General features: G+C 62.3%; 10 protein-coding genes. 6 read left to right on the forward strand and 4 right to left on the reverse strand.

The annotated features are described in order from the left end of the window. Positions 1–198: 198 nt before the first annotated feature. From F8N66_RS12305 to F8N66_RS12330, 6 genes are all read left to right on the forward strand, one after another. The gene (locus F8N66_RS12305) at positions 199–1,209 is read left to right on the forward strand and encodes a GlxA family transcriptional regulator (protein WP_191622979.1); all 1,011 of its coding nucleotides are present in this window, start codon (positions 199–201) and stop codon (positions 1,207–1,209) included. A gap of 229 nt (positions 1,210–1,438) precedes the next feature. Continuing rightward, a complete protein-coding gene (locus F8N66_RS12310; RefSeq protein WP_150770430.1) occupies positions 1,439–2,161 on the forward strand; it encodes a GntR family transcriptional regulator in 723 nt (240 codons plus the stop codon). 64 nt (positions 2,162–2,225) lie between these two features. Next, positions 2,226–3,545, forward strand: a complete 1,320-nt coding sequence (locus F8N66_RS12315; RefSeq protein WP_150770431.1) for an NAD(P)/FAD-dependent oxidoreductase — start codon at positions 2,226–2,228, stop codon at positions 3,543–3,545. Between the two features lie 174 nt (positions 3,546–3,719). Then, positions 3,720–5,048 carry an MFS transporter gene (locus F8N66_RS12320; protein ID WP_150770432.1) on the forward strand — a complete coding sequence of 443 codons (1,329 nt, stop codon included), beginning with the start codon at positions 3,720–3,722 and terminating at the stop codon, positions 5,046–5,048. A gap of 29 nt (positions 5,049–5,077) precedes the next feature. Beyond that, positions 5,078–5,989 carry a dihydrodipicolinate synthase family protein gene (locus F8N66_RS12325; RefSeq protein ID WP_150770433.1) on the forward strand — a complete coding sequence of 304 codons (912 nt, stop codon included), beginning with the start codon at positions 5,078–5,080 and terminating at the stop codon, positions 5,987–5,989. Further along, entirely contained in the window at positions 5,982–7,478 is a 1,497-nt protein-coding gene (locus F8N66_RS12330; RefSeq protein ID WP_150770434.1) for an aldehyde dehydrogenase, read from the forward strand. Before F8N66_RS12325 ends, F8N66_RS12330 begins: the two co-directional genes overlap by 8 nt. 183 nt (positions 7,479–7,661) lie before the next feature. Here F8N66_RS12330 and F8N66_RS12335 read toward each other — a convergent pair whose 3' ends face one another. The 4 genes from F8N66_RS12335 to F8N66_RS12350 form a co-directional block, all read right to left on the reverse strand. Next, positions 7,662–8,522, reverse strand: a complete 861-nt coding sequence (locus F8N66_RS12335) for a CAP domain-containing protein (protein ID WP_150770435.1) — start codon at positions 8,520–8,522, stop codon at positions 7,662–7,664. Between the two features lie 146 nt (positions 8,523–8,668). Further along, entirely contained in the window at positions 8,669–9,307 is a 639-nt protein-coding gene (locus F8N66_RS12340) for a helix-turn-helix transcriptional regulator (RefSeq protein WP_150770436.1), read from the reverse strand. A gap of 19 nt (positions 9,308–9,326) precedes the next feature. Next, the gene (locus F8N66_RS12345) at positions 9,327–9,956 is read right to left on the reverse strand and encodes a hypothetical protein (protein WP_150770437.1); all 630 of its coding nucleotides are present in this window, start codon (positions 9,954–9,956) and stop codon (positions 9,327–9,329) included. Between the two features lie 237 nt (positions 9,957–10,193). Next, complete coding sequence (locus F8N66_RS12350; protein WP_150770438.1) at positions 10,194–14,288, reverse strand: bifunctional nitrate reductase/sulfite reductase flavoprotein subunit alpha; 4,095 nt, start codon at positions 14,286–14,288, stop codon at positions 10,194–10,196. Positions 14,289–14,527 lie beyond the last annotated feature (239 nt).

Raw genomic sequence — 14,527 nt, forward strand, 5'->3', positions numbered from 1 at the left:
ATTCGCGAGCAAGCCCGCTCCCACAGATGATCTGTGTGGTGTTCAAAATGAGCGTCCACAGTAGCTCCCACAGGTGTTATGCCTATTGCCCAGGGCGTTGATTTTGCGTAAACAGGCCACTCACCGAGCCTGGTCAGGAGTAGCCACAATCAAGACGTTAATTCACCTGTTCGTCAACCCGACGAAGCGAGGCGTGCGTTGATAGAGCGACGTCAGTTCAGCGGTGGCATGAAGGGCAAGAACCTGCGCTACCTCAAGGAGCATGAAGGCCAGTCTGTCCGCGCCCGGGCGGGCTTTGTGCTGCTGGAGCATTTTTCCCTGCCCGCGTTCACCCAGGCGCTCGACACGGTCATCACCGCCAATCTGCTGCGGCCCGACCTGTTTTCCACGAAAACCTTCGGCTTGAGCGAAGGGGAAGTGATCAGCGACCTGGGGTTGGTCATTCGCCCCGATGCCTGCCTCAGCCAGGCCGAGATCCAGGACCTGGATCTGCTGGTGGTGTGTGGCGGCTACCGGACCGCGCTCAAGGCAGACGAGGCGTTGATCGGCCTCCTGCATGGGGCGGCCGAGCAAGGGGTGACGTTGGCGGGCATATGGAACGGCGCCTGGTTTCTCGGGCGCGCCGGTTTGCTCGATGGCTATCGCTGCGCGATTCACCCCGAACATCGTCCTGCCCTGGCGGAAATCGCCAAACTCTCGCAAGTCACCAGCGAAGCCTATGTGGTGGACCGCGACCGCCTGACCGCCTCCAGTCCGAACGGTACGTTCTATATGGCGCTGGAATGGATCAGGGGGTTGCACGACAAGGCACTGACCGATGGCATCGAAGACATCCTGGCGTTCGAGGCGTCGCGTTACCGGCGTATCAAACCTTCGCTGAATGCCTCGGTCTGTGGTCCGTTGCGCGAGGTGGTCAACCTGATGGATGCCAACCTCGAAGAACCGCTGGAGATGGAAGCCCTCTGCGAATACGCCGGGCGCTCGCGGCGGCAGATCGAGCGCCTGTTCAAGGAACAACTGGGCACCACGCCGCAGCGCTATTACATGGACCTGCGGATCACCGAAGCGCGTCGCCTGTTGCAGCACACCTCGCTGACCATCGTCGAAGTGTCGGTGGCCTGCGGTTTCGTGTCCCCCAGTCACTTCAGCAAGTGCTACAGCTCGTATTTCGGCTATCGGCCGTCGAAGGAAACACGTTTGGTCAAATGACCGCCGCATTAGGTCAGGACACCACGATTTTGTAGGCGCGAGCATGCTTGCTCCTACAAAAAGGCCCGTTTTTTCAGCGCATATCCAATCCCCATCAACCACCCATCACCTGCCATTGGCCTCTGTTTCTTTTGTGTATTTTAATTGTAGACACAAAGAATAATGTTGTTTTATAGTGAGAATACAGGTAGTAGACAACGCTCACTCACCCGTACTAAGGTTTCTGAAAATGGCCACAAAAGAACTCGATCCGCAGGCTTCCACCGATTTGCCTGTCGACCGTAAAGCCGTGTTGGGCGAAGCGCTGCGGCGGCGGATCCTGAGCATGGAACTGGCACCGGGCGCAGTGGTGGATGAACTGGCCTTGTGCGACGAGTTCGGGCTGTCTCGCCCACCGGTGCGCGAGCTGATGCGGCAGATGGCCGCCGAGGGCTACATCGACCTTGAAGCGAACCGCGCCGCGCGGGTTTCGTCGATGAACTATCAATCGCTGCGCAGCTTTTTCCTCGCCGCGCCGCTGATCTACATCGCCACCACCCAACTGGCCGCGTCCCACGCCACGGCGGCCGAAATGGTCGAGCTCAAGCGCATCCAGGCGCTGTTTCGCACCGCCATCGAAGAAAAAGATGTCGAGAAGCGCGTGCTCTACAACGACGAGTTCCACCTGCAAATCGGCAAGATGGCGCACAACGCCTACCTGATGCCGAGCCTGCAGCGCCTGCTGATCGACCATGCGCGGCTGGGCAAGATCTTCTACCGCCACCCGACCACCGTCGACATGCAGGAAGACCTGGAAGTGGCGGCGCAGCAGCACGACGAAATGATCAGCGCCATTGAAAACAATGATCCGGTACTGGCCGGGGACATCGTGCGCGCGCACCTGGAGTTGTCCCGTCGCCGGATGTCCGAATACGCAGCTCCCGAAGGGCTGGAAGTGGCACTTACCTACTAAGAGCAGTACCTGCCGAAGGGAAGCTTTTAGGACTCACAACTATAAAAGAACCCAGGTCGCGAAAATGGCAAAGATCAGATACACACCGGCAGACGATTCCACCTGTGGCTGGTTTCACCTCAGTCCACCCCGAGTGGCTCGTCCGTCCCATTCCGGCATCCGCGCAGCCCGCTGGGTGGTGCTGGGCGCCGGGTTCACCGGGCTGGCGGCGGCACGCCAGCTGGCGCTGAACTTTCCCGATGACGAGATCGTCCTGATCGAGGCCCAGGAGGTCGGTTACGGGGCTTCCGGGCGAAACGCCGGCTTCGCCATCGACCTGCCGCACGACATTGGCGCGGACGACTACATTGGCGACATCAAGACCGCCAAAATCAGCATGGAGTTGAACCTGACCGGTCAATCCATTCTGAAAAGCCTGGTGGAGAAACACGGCATCCAGTGCCAGTTCAGCCTGTGCGGCAAGTACCAGGCAGCCATTGAAGATCGCGGCATTGCGGTGCTGGATGCCTATCGCCGTGGCCTGGACAAGCTCGGCCAGCCATACGAGATGATCGAAGAGAAGGACTTGCCCGAGCACATTGGCACGCACTTCTATCGCAAGGCCTTGTTCACGCCCGGCACCGCCCTGATCCAGCCGGCCGCCCTGGTCAAAGGCCTGGCCGACAGCCTGCCGGCCAACGTGACATTGTACGAAAACACCCCGATCACCGAAGTGGAGTATGGCGACAAGACCATCCTCACTCACAAATACGGGCGCATCGTCGCCGACAAGCTGTTGCTGACCAACAACGCGTTCGCCATGAGCTTCGGCTTCCTGAAAGGGCGCATGTTGCCGATCTTCACCTACGCCAGCCTGACCCGGCCTTTGACCGAAGAGGAACAGGCGCGACTGGGTGGCCGGCCTTACTGGGGGGTGATTCCCGCCGACCCGTTCGGCACCACCCTGCGCCGGACCCCGGACAACCGCCTGCTGGTGCGCAACAGCTTCAGCTTCAATGCCGATGGGCGCAGCCATCCCAAGTACCTGCAACGCTTCAACCAGCGGCACAAGGAATCGTTCGAGCGCCGCTTCCCGATGCTGCCGGATGTCGACTTCGAGTACACCTGGGGCGGCTCGCTGGCGATGTCGAGGAATCACATGGCGCACTTCGGCCAGTTGACCGACAACGTCTACGGCGCGCTGTGCTGCAACGGGCTTGGCGTCACCCGGGGCACGGTGACGGGCGCGCTGCTGGCGGACTGGCTGGCGGGCAAGCGCAACCCTCTGATCGACTTTCTGTTGTCCTCCCCGGGGCCGAACAGAAATCCGCCCGAGCCCATACTCTCGGCAGGCGTGAACATGAACCTGCTGTGGGGCCAGTGCCGCGCCGGTAAAGAAAGCTGATCAATTAATACGTTAGTTACACACGTTCGAATTTAAACGATTGATGGGAAGTTGTGAGTGCCATGGGAGCGTCCCTGGCGGCTGACGGTTTCCGATCGAGACGGCTTTCGTTTACCTGGATTTCGGGTTTGCGCTTCAGCCCTTCGAATGATTGAGGCGAACTAGGAGACAATAATGACAAGTCCTAATACATCCATTGAGGATGTTCCTCTTAACAACTTTCACCGTTTGTTGACGGCCCGTTCGGGAGGCGGTTCGTTTGTAGACGGTTATGTGTTGAGCATTATCGGCATCGCCATGTTGCAGGTAACTTCTGCACTGAACCTGTCGGAGTTCTGGCAGGGAATGATTGCGGCATCGGCCTTGATGGGAGTGTTTTTCGGCGGCTTTATCGGGGGCTGGCTGACGGACCGGCTGGGTCGCAAGACCGTTTACTTCATCGGGCCCTCTCTGTTCATCGTTTGTTCGCTGGCACAGTTCTGGGTGGAGTCGGCCGCAGCGTTGTTCGCCCTGAGGTTCATCATCGGCCTGGCGGTGGGCATCGAATACCCGGTGGCCACGTCGTTGCTGGTGGAGTTCCTGCCCAGGAAGCAACGGGGCCCGCGCCTCGCGGCATTGACCATCCTGTGGTTTGCCGGTGCGGCATGCGCTTATGTCGTGGGTAACGCGATTCTCGGATCGGCGGGTGAAGAGGCCTGGCGCTATGCACTGGCGAGCGCTTCGGTGATCGGTCTGCTGTTGTTGCTGATGCGCATCGGCACGCCGGAATCCGCGCGCTGGCTGTTGAGCAAGGGCCGCGAGTGTGACGCTGAAGCCGTGATCAAACGTGTGTACGGTCCGCTGTATTCGCTCAAAGACCTGCCTGAACAACCTGATGAAAAGAAGATGACGTTCAGTGACTTGCTGCACTCGGGTTATGGCAAGCGCTTGTTCTTTGTCTCGGTGTTCTGGTCGTGCTCGATCATTCCGGTGTTTGCTGTTTATGCCTTCGCGCCCAAAGTTCTCCTGGCCCTTAACTTGAAAGGGGAGTGGGCCTCTTATGGCTCGATGGCGATTACTTTGTTGTTTGTCGTTGGTTGTGTGCTGGCCACTCGGCTAATCAATACGATTGGCCGGCGCAGCATGTTGATTCACAGCTTTTTATGGTCGGGCGTCTCGCTGTTGTTGTTGGCCATGTGTTCAAACGGCAATGAAATTTTGGTGCTCTTCCTGTTCGGAGCCTATGCGCTGTTCATTGGTGGCGCGCAAGTCCTGCAACTGGTTTACCCCAATGAACTTTTCCCTACGGAAATCCGCGCCTTTGCTGTGGGCATCGGCACGTCGCTGTCCCGTGTCGGGGCGGCGGTCGGTACTTACCTGGTGCCTGTTTCGCTACAGACGCTGGGTATCGGCAACACCATGTATGTGGCAGCAGCCGTGACCTTTATCGGGTTGACGGCAGCCTGGGCCATGGCTCCTGAAACACGTTCGCTGAACTTGCGCGATGCGGCGGCACTGAATTGAAAATTCCCCTTACTGATGGAGAAGCAACCATGAAATTCGAAGGCATCTATACCCCGGCAATCACTCCGCTGACGGCAAGCGGTGAAATCGACAAGACGGCATTCGCCGAAGTGCTCGAATACCTGATCGAGTCGAAAGTGCACGGCATCATCATTGGCGGTTCCACCGGTGAGTACTACGCCCACACCGCGCAAGAGCGCATCGCCCTGGCGACCCAGGCCAAGGACGTGATCGGCGGGCGCTTGCCGCTGGTCATCGGCACTGGCGCGATCCGTACCGAAGATTCGGTGGAATACGCCACGGCTGCCCGCGCCATCAAGGCTGACGCCATCCTGGTCGGCTCGCCTCCCTATGCGCTGCCGACCGAGAAGGAAAACGCCATCCATGCGTTGACCGTCGATCGAGCCGCCGGCTTGCCGATCATGCTCTACAACTATCCGGCACGCATGGGCGTGAGCATGGGCGAGGCGTATTTCGCGGCGGTGGCCGAATCGAAAAACATCGTCGCCATCAAGGAAAGCTCCGGCGACATGGCGCAGGTCCACCGTCTGGCGCGCAACTACCCGAACATCAGCCTGTCCTGCGGCTGGGACGACCAGGCACTGGAATTCTTCGCCTGGGGTGCGCGCAGCTGGGTGTGTGCCGGTTCCAATTTCATCCCGCGCGAGCACGTGGCGCTCTACGAAGCCTGCGTGATCGAAAAGGACTTCGACAAAGGCCGCAAGATCATGAGCGCGTTCATGCCGCTGATGGACTTCCTGGAAAGCGGCAAATTCGTGCAGTCGATCAAATACGGCTGCGAGCTCAACGGTCTGCGCACCGGTAGCGTGCGTTCGCCGCTGCAACCTTTGTACGAGCACGAAAAACAGGCCCTTAAAGACGTCATCGCCACCCTCAAGCGCGACGTCGCGCAAGTGATCGGGAGTTCGAACAATGACTGATCTGCTCAGCGCGGCCGACTATGCCGCCATCGCCCAACAACTGAAGTTCCCCACCGCATCCTTCGTCGACGGCGCGCCGTACACCTCGGGTTCGGGCAAGACCTTCACCACCACCAACCCGGCGACCAGCGAAGTACTGGCCGAAATCACCGCCTGCGATGCCAGGGATGTGGATATCGCCGTGGCCAGGGCCAAGCAAGCCTTCGACGACGGCCGCTGGCACAAGCTCAGCCCCGGCGAGCGCAAGAAAGTGCTGCTGCGCTTTGCCGACCTGCTGGAGCAGAACACCGTTGAGCTGTCGGTGATGGAAAGCCTGGACAGCGGCAAGCCAATTCGCGAATGCCAACTGGTCGACATTCCCGAAACCATTCACATGATCCGCTGGCACGCCGAGTTGATCGACAAGATCTACGACAACACCGCCCCGGTCGGCTCCGGCGCCCTGAGCCTGGTGGTGCGTGAAGCCATCGGCGTGGTCGGCCTGGTGCTGCCGTGGAATTTCCCCCTGCTGATGCTGGCGTGGAAAATCGGCCCGTCCCTGGCCGCCGGTTGCTCGATCATCGTCAAACCGGCGAAGGAAACCACGCTGACGGCACTGCGTGTCGCCGAACTGGCCCATGAAGCCGGGGTGCCAGCCGGGGTGTTCAACGTGTTGTCGGGCGGCGGCAGCGAAGTCGGGGAACCCCTGGGGCGGCACATGGACGTGTCCATGGTCAGCTTCACCGGCTCGACCGCGACCGGTCGGCGTTTCCTCCACTACGCGGCCGATTCGAACCTCAAGCGCATCGTGCTGGAGTGCGGCGGCAAGAACCCGGCCGTGGTGATGAACGACGTCGAAGACCTGGACCTGGTGGCCAGCCATGTGGTCAACGGTGCGTTCTGGAACATGGGGGAAAACTGCTCGGCGTCTTCACGGCTGATCGTGCATGCCGACATCAAGGACGCGTTGCTCAAGCGCATCGGCGTGCACATGCGTGAATGGAAAATGGGCAGCCCGCTGGACCCGGAAAACCGCATCGGCTCGATGGTCAGCCAGGCGCACTTCGAGAAAGTCCGTTCCTACCTCGAACATGCCGCGGATGAAAAGCTGAACGTGGTGTTCGGTGGCAACACCGAGGGCAATATTTTCGTTGAGCCAACGGTGGTCGATGGCGTCAGTGCCCAAAGCCGGCTGTTCCAGGAAGAAATCTTCGGCCCGGTGCTCGCGGTGACCACCTTCACCACCCTCGACCAGGCCATCACCCTGGCCAACGACTCGGTATACGGCCTGGCAGCGTCGGTCTACACCGACAACCTGCGCAATGCGATCAAGCTGTCCCGGGAAATCCGCGCCGGCATCGTGACGGTCAACTGCTTCGGCGAGGGCGATGCCTCCACGCCATTCGGTGGCTACAAGGAGTCCGGGTTCGGCGGCCGCGACAAGTCGATCTGGGCCCATGATCAATACACCGAGATCAAGACCATCTGGATTGACGTGTCCGAGCAGTAAAAAGACAAGCACGAGGGGGCTGCTCTGGCGGTGTTGAGGCCACTATCGCCTTCGCGAGCAAGCCCGCTCCCACATTGGACCGGTTGTGTACACATAATCCGTGTACGACCCACATTCCAATGTGGGAGCGGGCTTGCTCGCGAAAGCGGCATCACAGTCAACACACAATCAGGCAGCCAGCCCTCAAGGCGCGCCGAACAGCATCGTCCAGTAAACCCCTTCATCACTGCGCGCATCCGTCGCGTAGGCTGCACCCACCTGGGTGAACATCGGGTTCATCAGGTTCGCGCAGTGCCCCGGACTGGCCAGCCAGCCGGCCATCGCCTTGCCCGGGGAGCCCTGGCCGGCGGCAATGTTTTCGCCGATCTGCCGGCCACGGAAACCCGCTGCCCGCGCACGGTCGGCGGCGGTGTCGCCATCGGGGTCGCGGTGGGCGAAGTAATTGCCGTAGGCCATCGCCTTGCTGTGCCCCCGTGCGGCGGCGTCCAGGCTGGCGTTCCAGGCCAGCGGGCGGGCGGCGGCGAAGCGTTGGCGCCCGCACAGGCGCGGCTTGGCCCGGGCGGCGTTGACCTGGGCCAGCAGGGTCTTGCCGACGCTGCGCGCATCGCTCATTTGACTGCTCATCAACGGCTGCGCCAGCACCACCTGCCATTCACCCCGGCTGCGGCTGACCCCGACATCGGTGTATTGGCTATCGAGCAAGGCGGAGCAGTGCTCGCCCTGCATCAAATCGAACGCCTCTTCGGCATCTCGCGCACCCACCACGCGGATGCTGCGCACGGCCACGGCCTGATACCCGGAGTTCTTTAAGCGGTCGCGCAAGCCACCGCCGTAACCGACCGGCAACGCCAGGCTGGATTTCAGTGCCAGCGGCGCCAGGCGCTGCGCGGGACGGCGTTCGCAGCCATGGGGACGGGCGCGGTAGTCGTTGATGGCGTCCACCAGTTGCCGTTCCGCGCTGGCGTGGGCGGGGCTGGGAAACAGCGAAAGCGAGGACAGCAGGCACAGCGAAGTGAAGCGCAAGGCGAGGGCGGTTTGGCGCATGGGGCGGACAGCTCTGATGAGATGACGACGGTTGGGAGGAGGATCAATCGCCGGTTTAGACTGGCGGCGCGAAACTAGTTCAAGGGACAGGAAGGGATATTTGCTAAGGCGCAGCGGTGTCCGACGAGCGCCTCGTCGAGATGCGTCTATGGGCCTTCAATCGCCTGCGCGGGTTCGACCGGGCGCAGCTTGAAACGGCAGACATGGCCACCGCGAACCATGCATTCGCTGTGCTCGACCTCACCGCCGCCCAGTGTGCCGATCAGGGCCAGGTCAAGTTCGCAGACCACCGGGTGCGCCGCCGCCAGGCGATGAAACACGCAATTGTGCGCGACGATCTGCGCATCGCCGGAAGAGCGAAAAAACACCTCGGCTTCATACCCTGCCTGATTCATGTGCTCGACGATCTTCACCTCATCGACGACTTGCCGTTCGCGATCCCGGGCCAGCTTGCGGCCCAGGCTGCGCATCAGCGTCGCCAGGGCCTCGGGGCCGATGATCTCGGCCACTTCATCGATCAGCGCGCTGGCCAGCAATTGGTACTGGCGGGGGAATTGTTCCCGGGCATGCTCGGTGAGCCGATACAGCTGCTCCGGCCGCCGCCCCGTCGGCCGGGTGTCGCCGCGCAGCACCAGGCCGTCACGCTCCAGCGCCGCCAGGTGTTGGCGAATCGCCGTGCGCGTGACCGCCAGGTGCTCGGCCAACTCGTCAATGCTCATGCCGCCCGCCTGGTGCAGCAGCGCGTTAAGCAAGTCCTGCTGTGTCCGGCCCAATCCTTCCAGCATGGTGTGCCCTCGCGCGGTGTCAGAACTTGTCCGGGAATTGCTTGACCAGGGCGCCGGTCAAGGCGTCGGCCAGCGCCAGGATATGCGTGCGCATCATGTGCCAGGTCTGCGCTTCGCCCGCGTAGTCGTGAGCGGCGAATTCATCGATCTGAGCAATATGATGGCCACCGTGGGCGGCCAGCAGATTCACCAGCGTGGCCTCGGGCAGATTGGGGTTGGCCCCGGCCAGGAACGCCGCGATTGCCTTGGCATTGGCGGTCAGCTCCGTGACGGCCGCCTGCTTGCCCTTGGCGTCCCTGGCCACTGTGGCGTCGCTGTAGTGTTTCACCGCACCCCAATGGCCGGCAAGCAGCTTGAGCAGTTGATCCGCCGCGGGCTGCCCATACAGCGGCGCGATGCTGTTGGCGATTTTGGTCGCGTTGTCGACCACCTGATCCGCCGCGACCTTGGCTTGTTTCTGGTCGGCGGACTGGTTGGCCTGGGCGTAGGTTCTGATCCAGAAAATATGCTCGACCCACAGATCGCGCAGCGCCAGGCGCGTGGTCAGCGCCGGGCTGTCGACATCGGTGGGAGAGGCGGCGGGAGTCTGGCTCCAGACCGGTTGCGCGCAGAAAGCCAGGAGAATCAGAGCCAGGATCTTGCTATTCATGACGGCACCCTCGTGTAGTGGGAACGTTCGACAATAACAATTTAAGCATACAAATATGTTTTTATAGGTCGATGCAAAAATCTCGGATCAACGGTGGCGCCGCACGCGCCTTCCGTGATTTTCCCCATGCGAGGTATCGCGGCGGCGATCTCGGCGATCTGGATCAGGACCTGATTCACGGCGGCGTACTCGGGTTTTTCGCGAGCAGGCTCACGCCGACAAGACGCCACACCGCCGTCAGTAAACATCCCGCAAATAACGCTTCTGCTCGCTCAACTGGCGCCAGTAGTCCGCGGCGCCTTCGGTGCACAAGCCGCCATGGTCCTGGGCGATCGCGCGCAGGGCCTGGTCGACATCCCTGGCCATGCACGAGGCATCGCCGCAGATGTACAACTGCGCGCCTTCCTGTAGCCAGCGCCACAGTTCGGCACCCTGTTCGCGCAGGCGGTCCTGCACGTAGATCTTCTGCGCCTGATCACGGGAGAAGGCCAGGCTCAGGTGCGTCAGCAGGCCATCGTGCTGCATGCCTTGCAGTTCCTCGCGGTAGTAGAAATCGCTGGCGGCGTGCTGCTCGCCGAAGAACAGCCAGTTCTTGCCCTGGTCGCCCCGTGCGCGGCGCTCTTGCAGGAAAGCGCGAAACGGCGCGACGCCGGTGCCGGGGCCGATCATGATCATTGGCCGGTCGCCATCGGCCGGGGCGCGGAAGTGTTTGGAGGGCTGCACGAACACCGGCACCGGGCCGTCCTTGGCGCGGTCGGCGAGGAAGGTCGAGGACACCCCTTTGCGCTTGCCATAGCGCACGGCGGCCACCGTCAGATGGACTTCCTGCGGGTATGCCTTGGGGCTGGAGGCGATGGAATACAGGCGAGGTTGCAGACGCTTGAGGGTGCCCAGCAGCTCGCTGGCCGAGCACTCGACCGGGAATTGCTGCAGGACGTCCGCCAGTTGCCGGCCCCACAGCCAGTCTTTCAATTCAGCCTTGCGTTCGCTGCCCAGCAGCTGCTTCAACGCCGGGTTGCGGCTGCGCTCGGCGATGAAGGCCAGGGTGTCGCTGTTGGGCCGGGCGATTTCGAAATGTTCGGTCAGGGCCTGATGCAGTGGCAGTTCACCGACTTTGTCGACCTTCACTGTGGTGTCAGCACCCAGGCGCGTCAGTTCGAGCATTTCGGCCACCAGCCCGGGGCAGTTGCGCGGAATGACGCCCAAGGCATCGCCCGCTTCGTAGTGCAGTCCGGAGTCGGCCAGCGCCAGGGAAAACAGGCGGGTTTCCTTGTTGCTGCTCTGTTGATTGAGGTGCAGGTTGCTGAGCAGGCGCGAGGCATAGGGCTTGGCTTTGCATGGCGTCGCGACAGCGTTGGAGACCGCCACCGGGGAGGGCACGACCGTCGACGCTTGCAGTGACTTCAGCAGGTCGGCCAGCCACTGCTCCGCACGGGCCTCGAACTCGGTGTCGCAATCGACTCGCTCCAGCAATCGCGTGGCTCCCAGCTCCTGGAGGCGCTGATCGAGTTGTTTACCGTGCTGGCAGAACTGCTCGTAGTTCGGGTCACCCAGGGCCAGCACCGCGAAACGAAGGGACTCCAGGCGTGTCTCGGCACGGCTCAGGCTGTGCCAGAAACCTTCGCCGTTGTCTGGCGGATCGCCGTCACCGAAGGTGCTGCTGATCACGGCCAGGGTGCGGGTGCTGGCCAGTTTGCTGGCCGGGAAATCGGCCATCGCGCTCAACTCGACGGCGATGCCGCCCTCGCGCAAGCGTGCGGCAAAACGTTCGGCCAGGGCTTCGGCGTTTCCGGTTTGCGAGGCCCACAACAGCGTGACGGCCGCGGTGTTTACGGACGAATCAAGGCCGTCGGCAAGGGCTGGGGCCGCGCCCTCGACCCGGCTGAACAAACCGCCCAGCACGCCATCGAGCCAGAGCCGGGTCTCGCTGGACATCGGCGCGCTGGCCGGCAGCACAGGCACGCCAGCGGCCACGCGGCCCGCGGTGGATTGCAGGCCACTGACGAAACCGGCGAGGTACTGGCGCTCCTGTTCATTGAGCGTCGGCGGGGGCAGGCGACGGATGCCGGCGATATCGGCGAATGCCTCGATGCTCGACATGGCAAGTTCCTCTGGCAAGGGGGATACGGGGAGCGGTTCATCGGCCGGCGCGGGCACGTCGAGGAACTGGTGCTCGATCAGGGCGACCCGTTGCAGGGCAACGGCGCAGAACTTGAATTCGGGCTGCAGCGAAATCGGGTCGACCGCATCATGGGTGACGGCGTTGATCGCCAGGTGTTCACCGAACACATCGTTCCAGTGAAAGGGCGCAAAGCAATTGCCCGGGCGCACCCGGTCGGTCAGCGCTGCCGGCAGCACGGCGCGGCCACGGGCGGAACGCACTTCGACGTGGTCCTTGTCGCGAATGCCCAAGCGCGCTGCATCGTCCGGATGAATCTCGATGAAGGGACCGGGGTTGAGTTTGTTGAGGGTCGCGACCTTGCCGGTCTTGGTCAGGGTGTGCCACTGATGCTGCAATCGGCCGGTGTTGAGGACAAAGGGAAACTGCTCGTCCGGCATTTCCGCCGGTGCCATGTGCGGGCGGGCGAGGAAGATGCCTTTGCCGCGCTCGGTGGGGAAAGCGATGGCTGGCGGGTTGCCGTCGGCGTCGATCCTGAGGGCCTGGCTCACGCCGTCGTTCAGGTAGCGAATCGGGTGGCGGTGCTGCGTATCGTTTTCAGCGCAGGGCCATTGCAGCGGTTGTTCCCGAAGGCGCGCATGGCTCGCACCGCGAATGTCATAGCCGGTCTTGGGATTCCAGGCGCGCTTGATCTCTTCAAACACGTCGCTGGCCGAGGTGTAGGTGAACGCATCCGCGAAGCCCATCGCGCACGCCACCCGGGCAATGATCTGCCAGTCGGCCAGGGCCTCGCCGGGTGGCTCGACCGCCTGTTGCATCAGCGTCAGGTTGCGTTCGGAGTTGATCATCACGCCTTCGGCTTCGGCCCAGAGTGCACCGGGCAGGAGGATGTCGGCGTAGCGGTTGGTCTCGGTGTCGAGGTAGGCATCCTGGGTGATGACCAGCTCGGCGCTGCGCAGGCCGTCGATCACGGTCTGGCGATTGGGCACCGACGCCACCGGGTTGGTGCAGATGATCCAGCAGGCCTTGATCCGTCCGTCGGCCATTTGCTCGAACAGGTCCACGGTGCCGCCGCCGACACCGCGCGGCAGGCTGTCGCGCGGGATGTCCCACAGGTCCTCGATGAACGCCCGGTCCGCCTCGACCAGCGTTGAACGCTGGCCGGGCAGGCCGGGGCCCATGTAGCCCATTTCCCGACCGCCCATGGCATTTGGCTGTCCGGTCAGGGAGAACGGCCCGCTGCCTGGGCGGCAGATCGCGCCGGTGGCCAGGTGCAGGTTGCACAGGGCATTGGTGTTCCAGGTGCCGTGGGTGCTCTGGTTCAGGCCCATGGTCCAGCAGCTCATCCAGTCGGCTGCCTGACCAATCCAGTCGGCCGCCTGACGAATATCAGCTTCGGCAAGGCCCGTGAGTTCGGCGACTTTTTCCGGTGGGTAGTCTTCAAGGAACCCGGGCATGGCGTCCCAGCCTTCGGTGAATGCGGCGATGAAATCCGGGTCGGTATGGCCGTTTTTCAGCAGCAGGTGCAGCAAGCCATTGAGCAGCGCCAGGTCGGTGCCCGGGCGGATTTGCAGGAACAGCCCGGCCTTGTCCGCCGTGGCGCTGCGCCGAGGGTCGACCACGATCAGTCGCGCCCCGGCCTTGACCCGGTCCATCATGCGCAGGAACAGGATCGGGTGACAGTCGGCCATGTTGGCGCCGATCACGAAGAACAGATCCGCCTTGTCGAAGTCCTCATAGGAGCCGGGCGGCCCGTCGGAACCCAGCGACAGCTTGTAGCCGCTGCCTGCACTGGCCATGCACAGGCGTGAGTTGGATTCGATGTTAGGGGTGCGCACAAACCCCTTGGCCAGCTTGTTGATCAGGTATTGCGCTTCCAGCGACATTTGCCCGGAGACATAGAACGCCAGCGCGTCGGGCCCGTGGCTGTCGAGGATGCCGCGCAGCCGCCTGGCCGTTTCGTCGATGGCCTGGTCCATGGCGACCCGGGCCGGTTCCTGACTGCGATCCTGACGCAGGAAAGCGCTTTCCATCCGCCCCGATTCGGCAATCGATTGCCCGCAGGTGGTGCCTTTGGTGCAGAGCCGACCGGCGTTCGTCGGGTGAGCCTTGTCGCCGACGACCTTGACCACCCGATTGCCCTCGACCTGCATGACGATGCCGCACCCCACACCACAAAAGGGGCATACGCTGCGTACGGTTTTGTCTGCCATCCTCGACACCCTGCCAACACTTGATCAATCCAGAAACGCAAAAGGCGCCATGCGGCCCCTCCGTCGAAACGGGGAGCTACACGGCGCCTTTGTCGTATATGTGCAATCTGCGTTGACTGCGTAGTGGGTGATTGCAAGGGGCGGGCCAAAAGCGTTGAGGCAGAGCTGTAAAGGCTTTCCCGGCTGTCGGCGGTGACGAAGCAAGCGCTACATGCACTTTTTTATGGCGATGCTCAGGC

It is taken from the genome of Pseudomonas fluorescens, assembly GCF_902498195.1.
Taxonomy (GTDB): Bacteria; Pseudomonadota; Gammaproteobacteria; order Pseudomonadales; family Pseudomonadaceae; genus Aquipseudomonas; species Aquipseudomonas fluorescens_BU.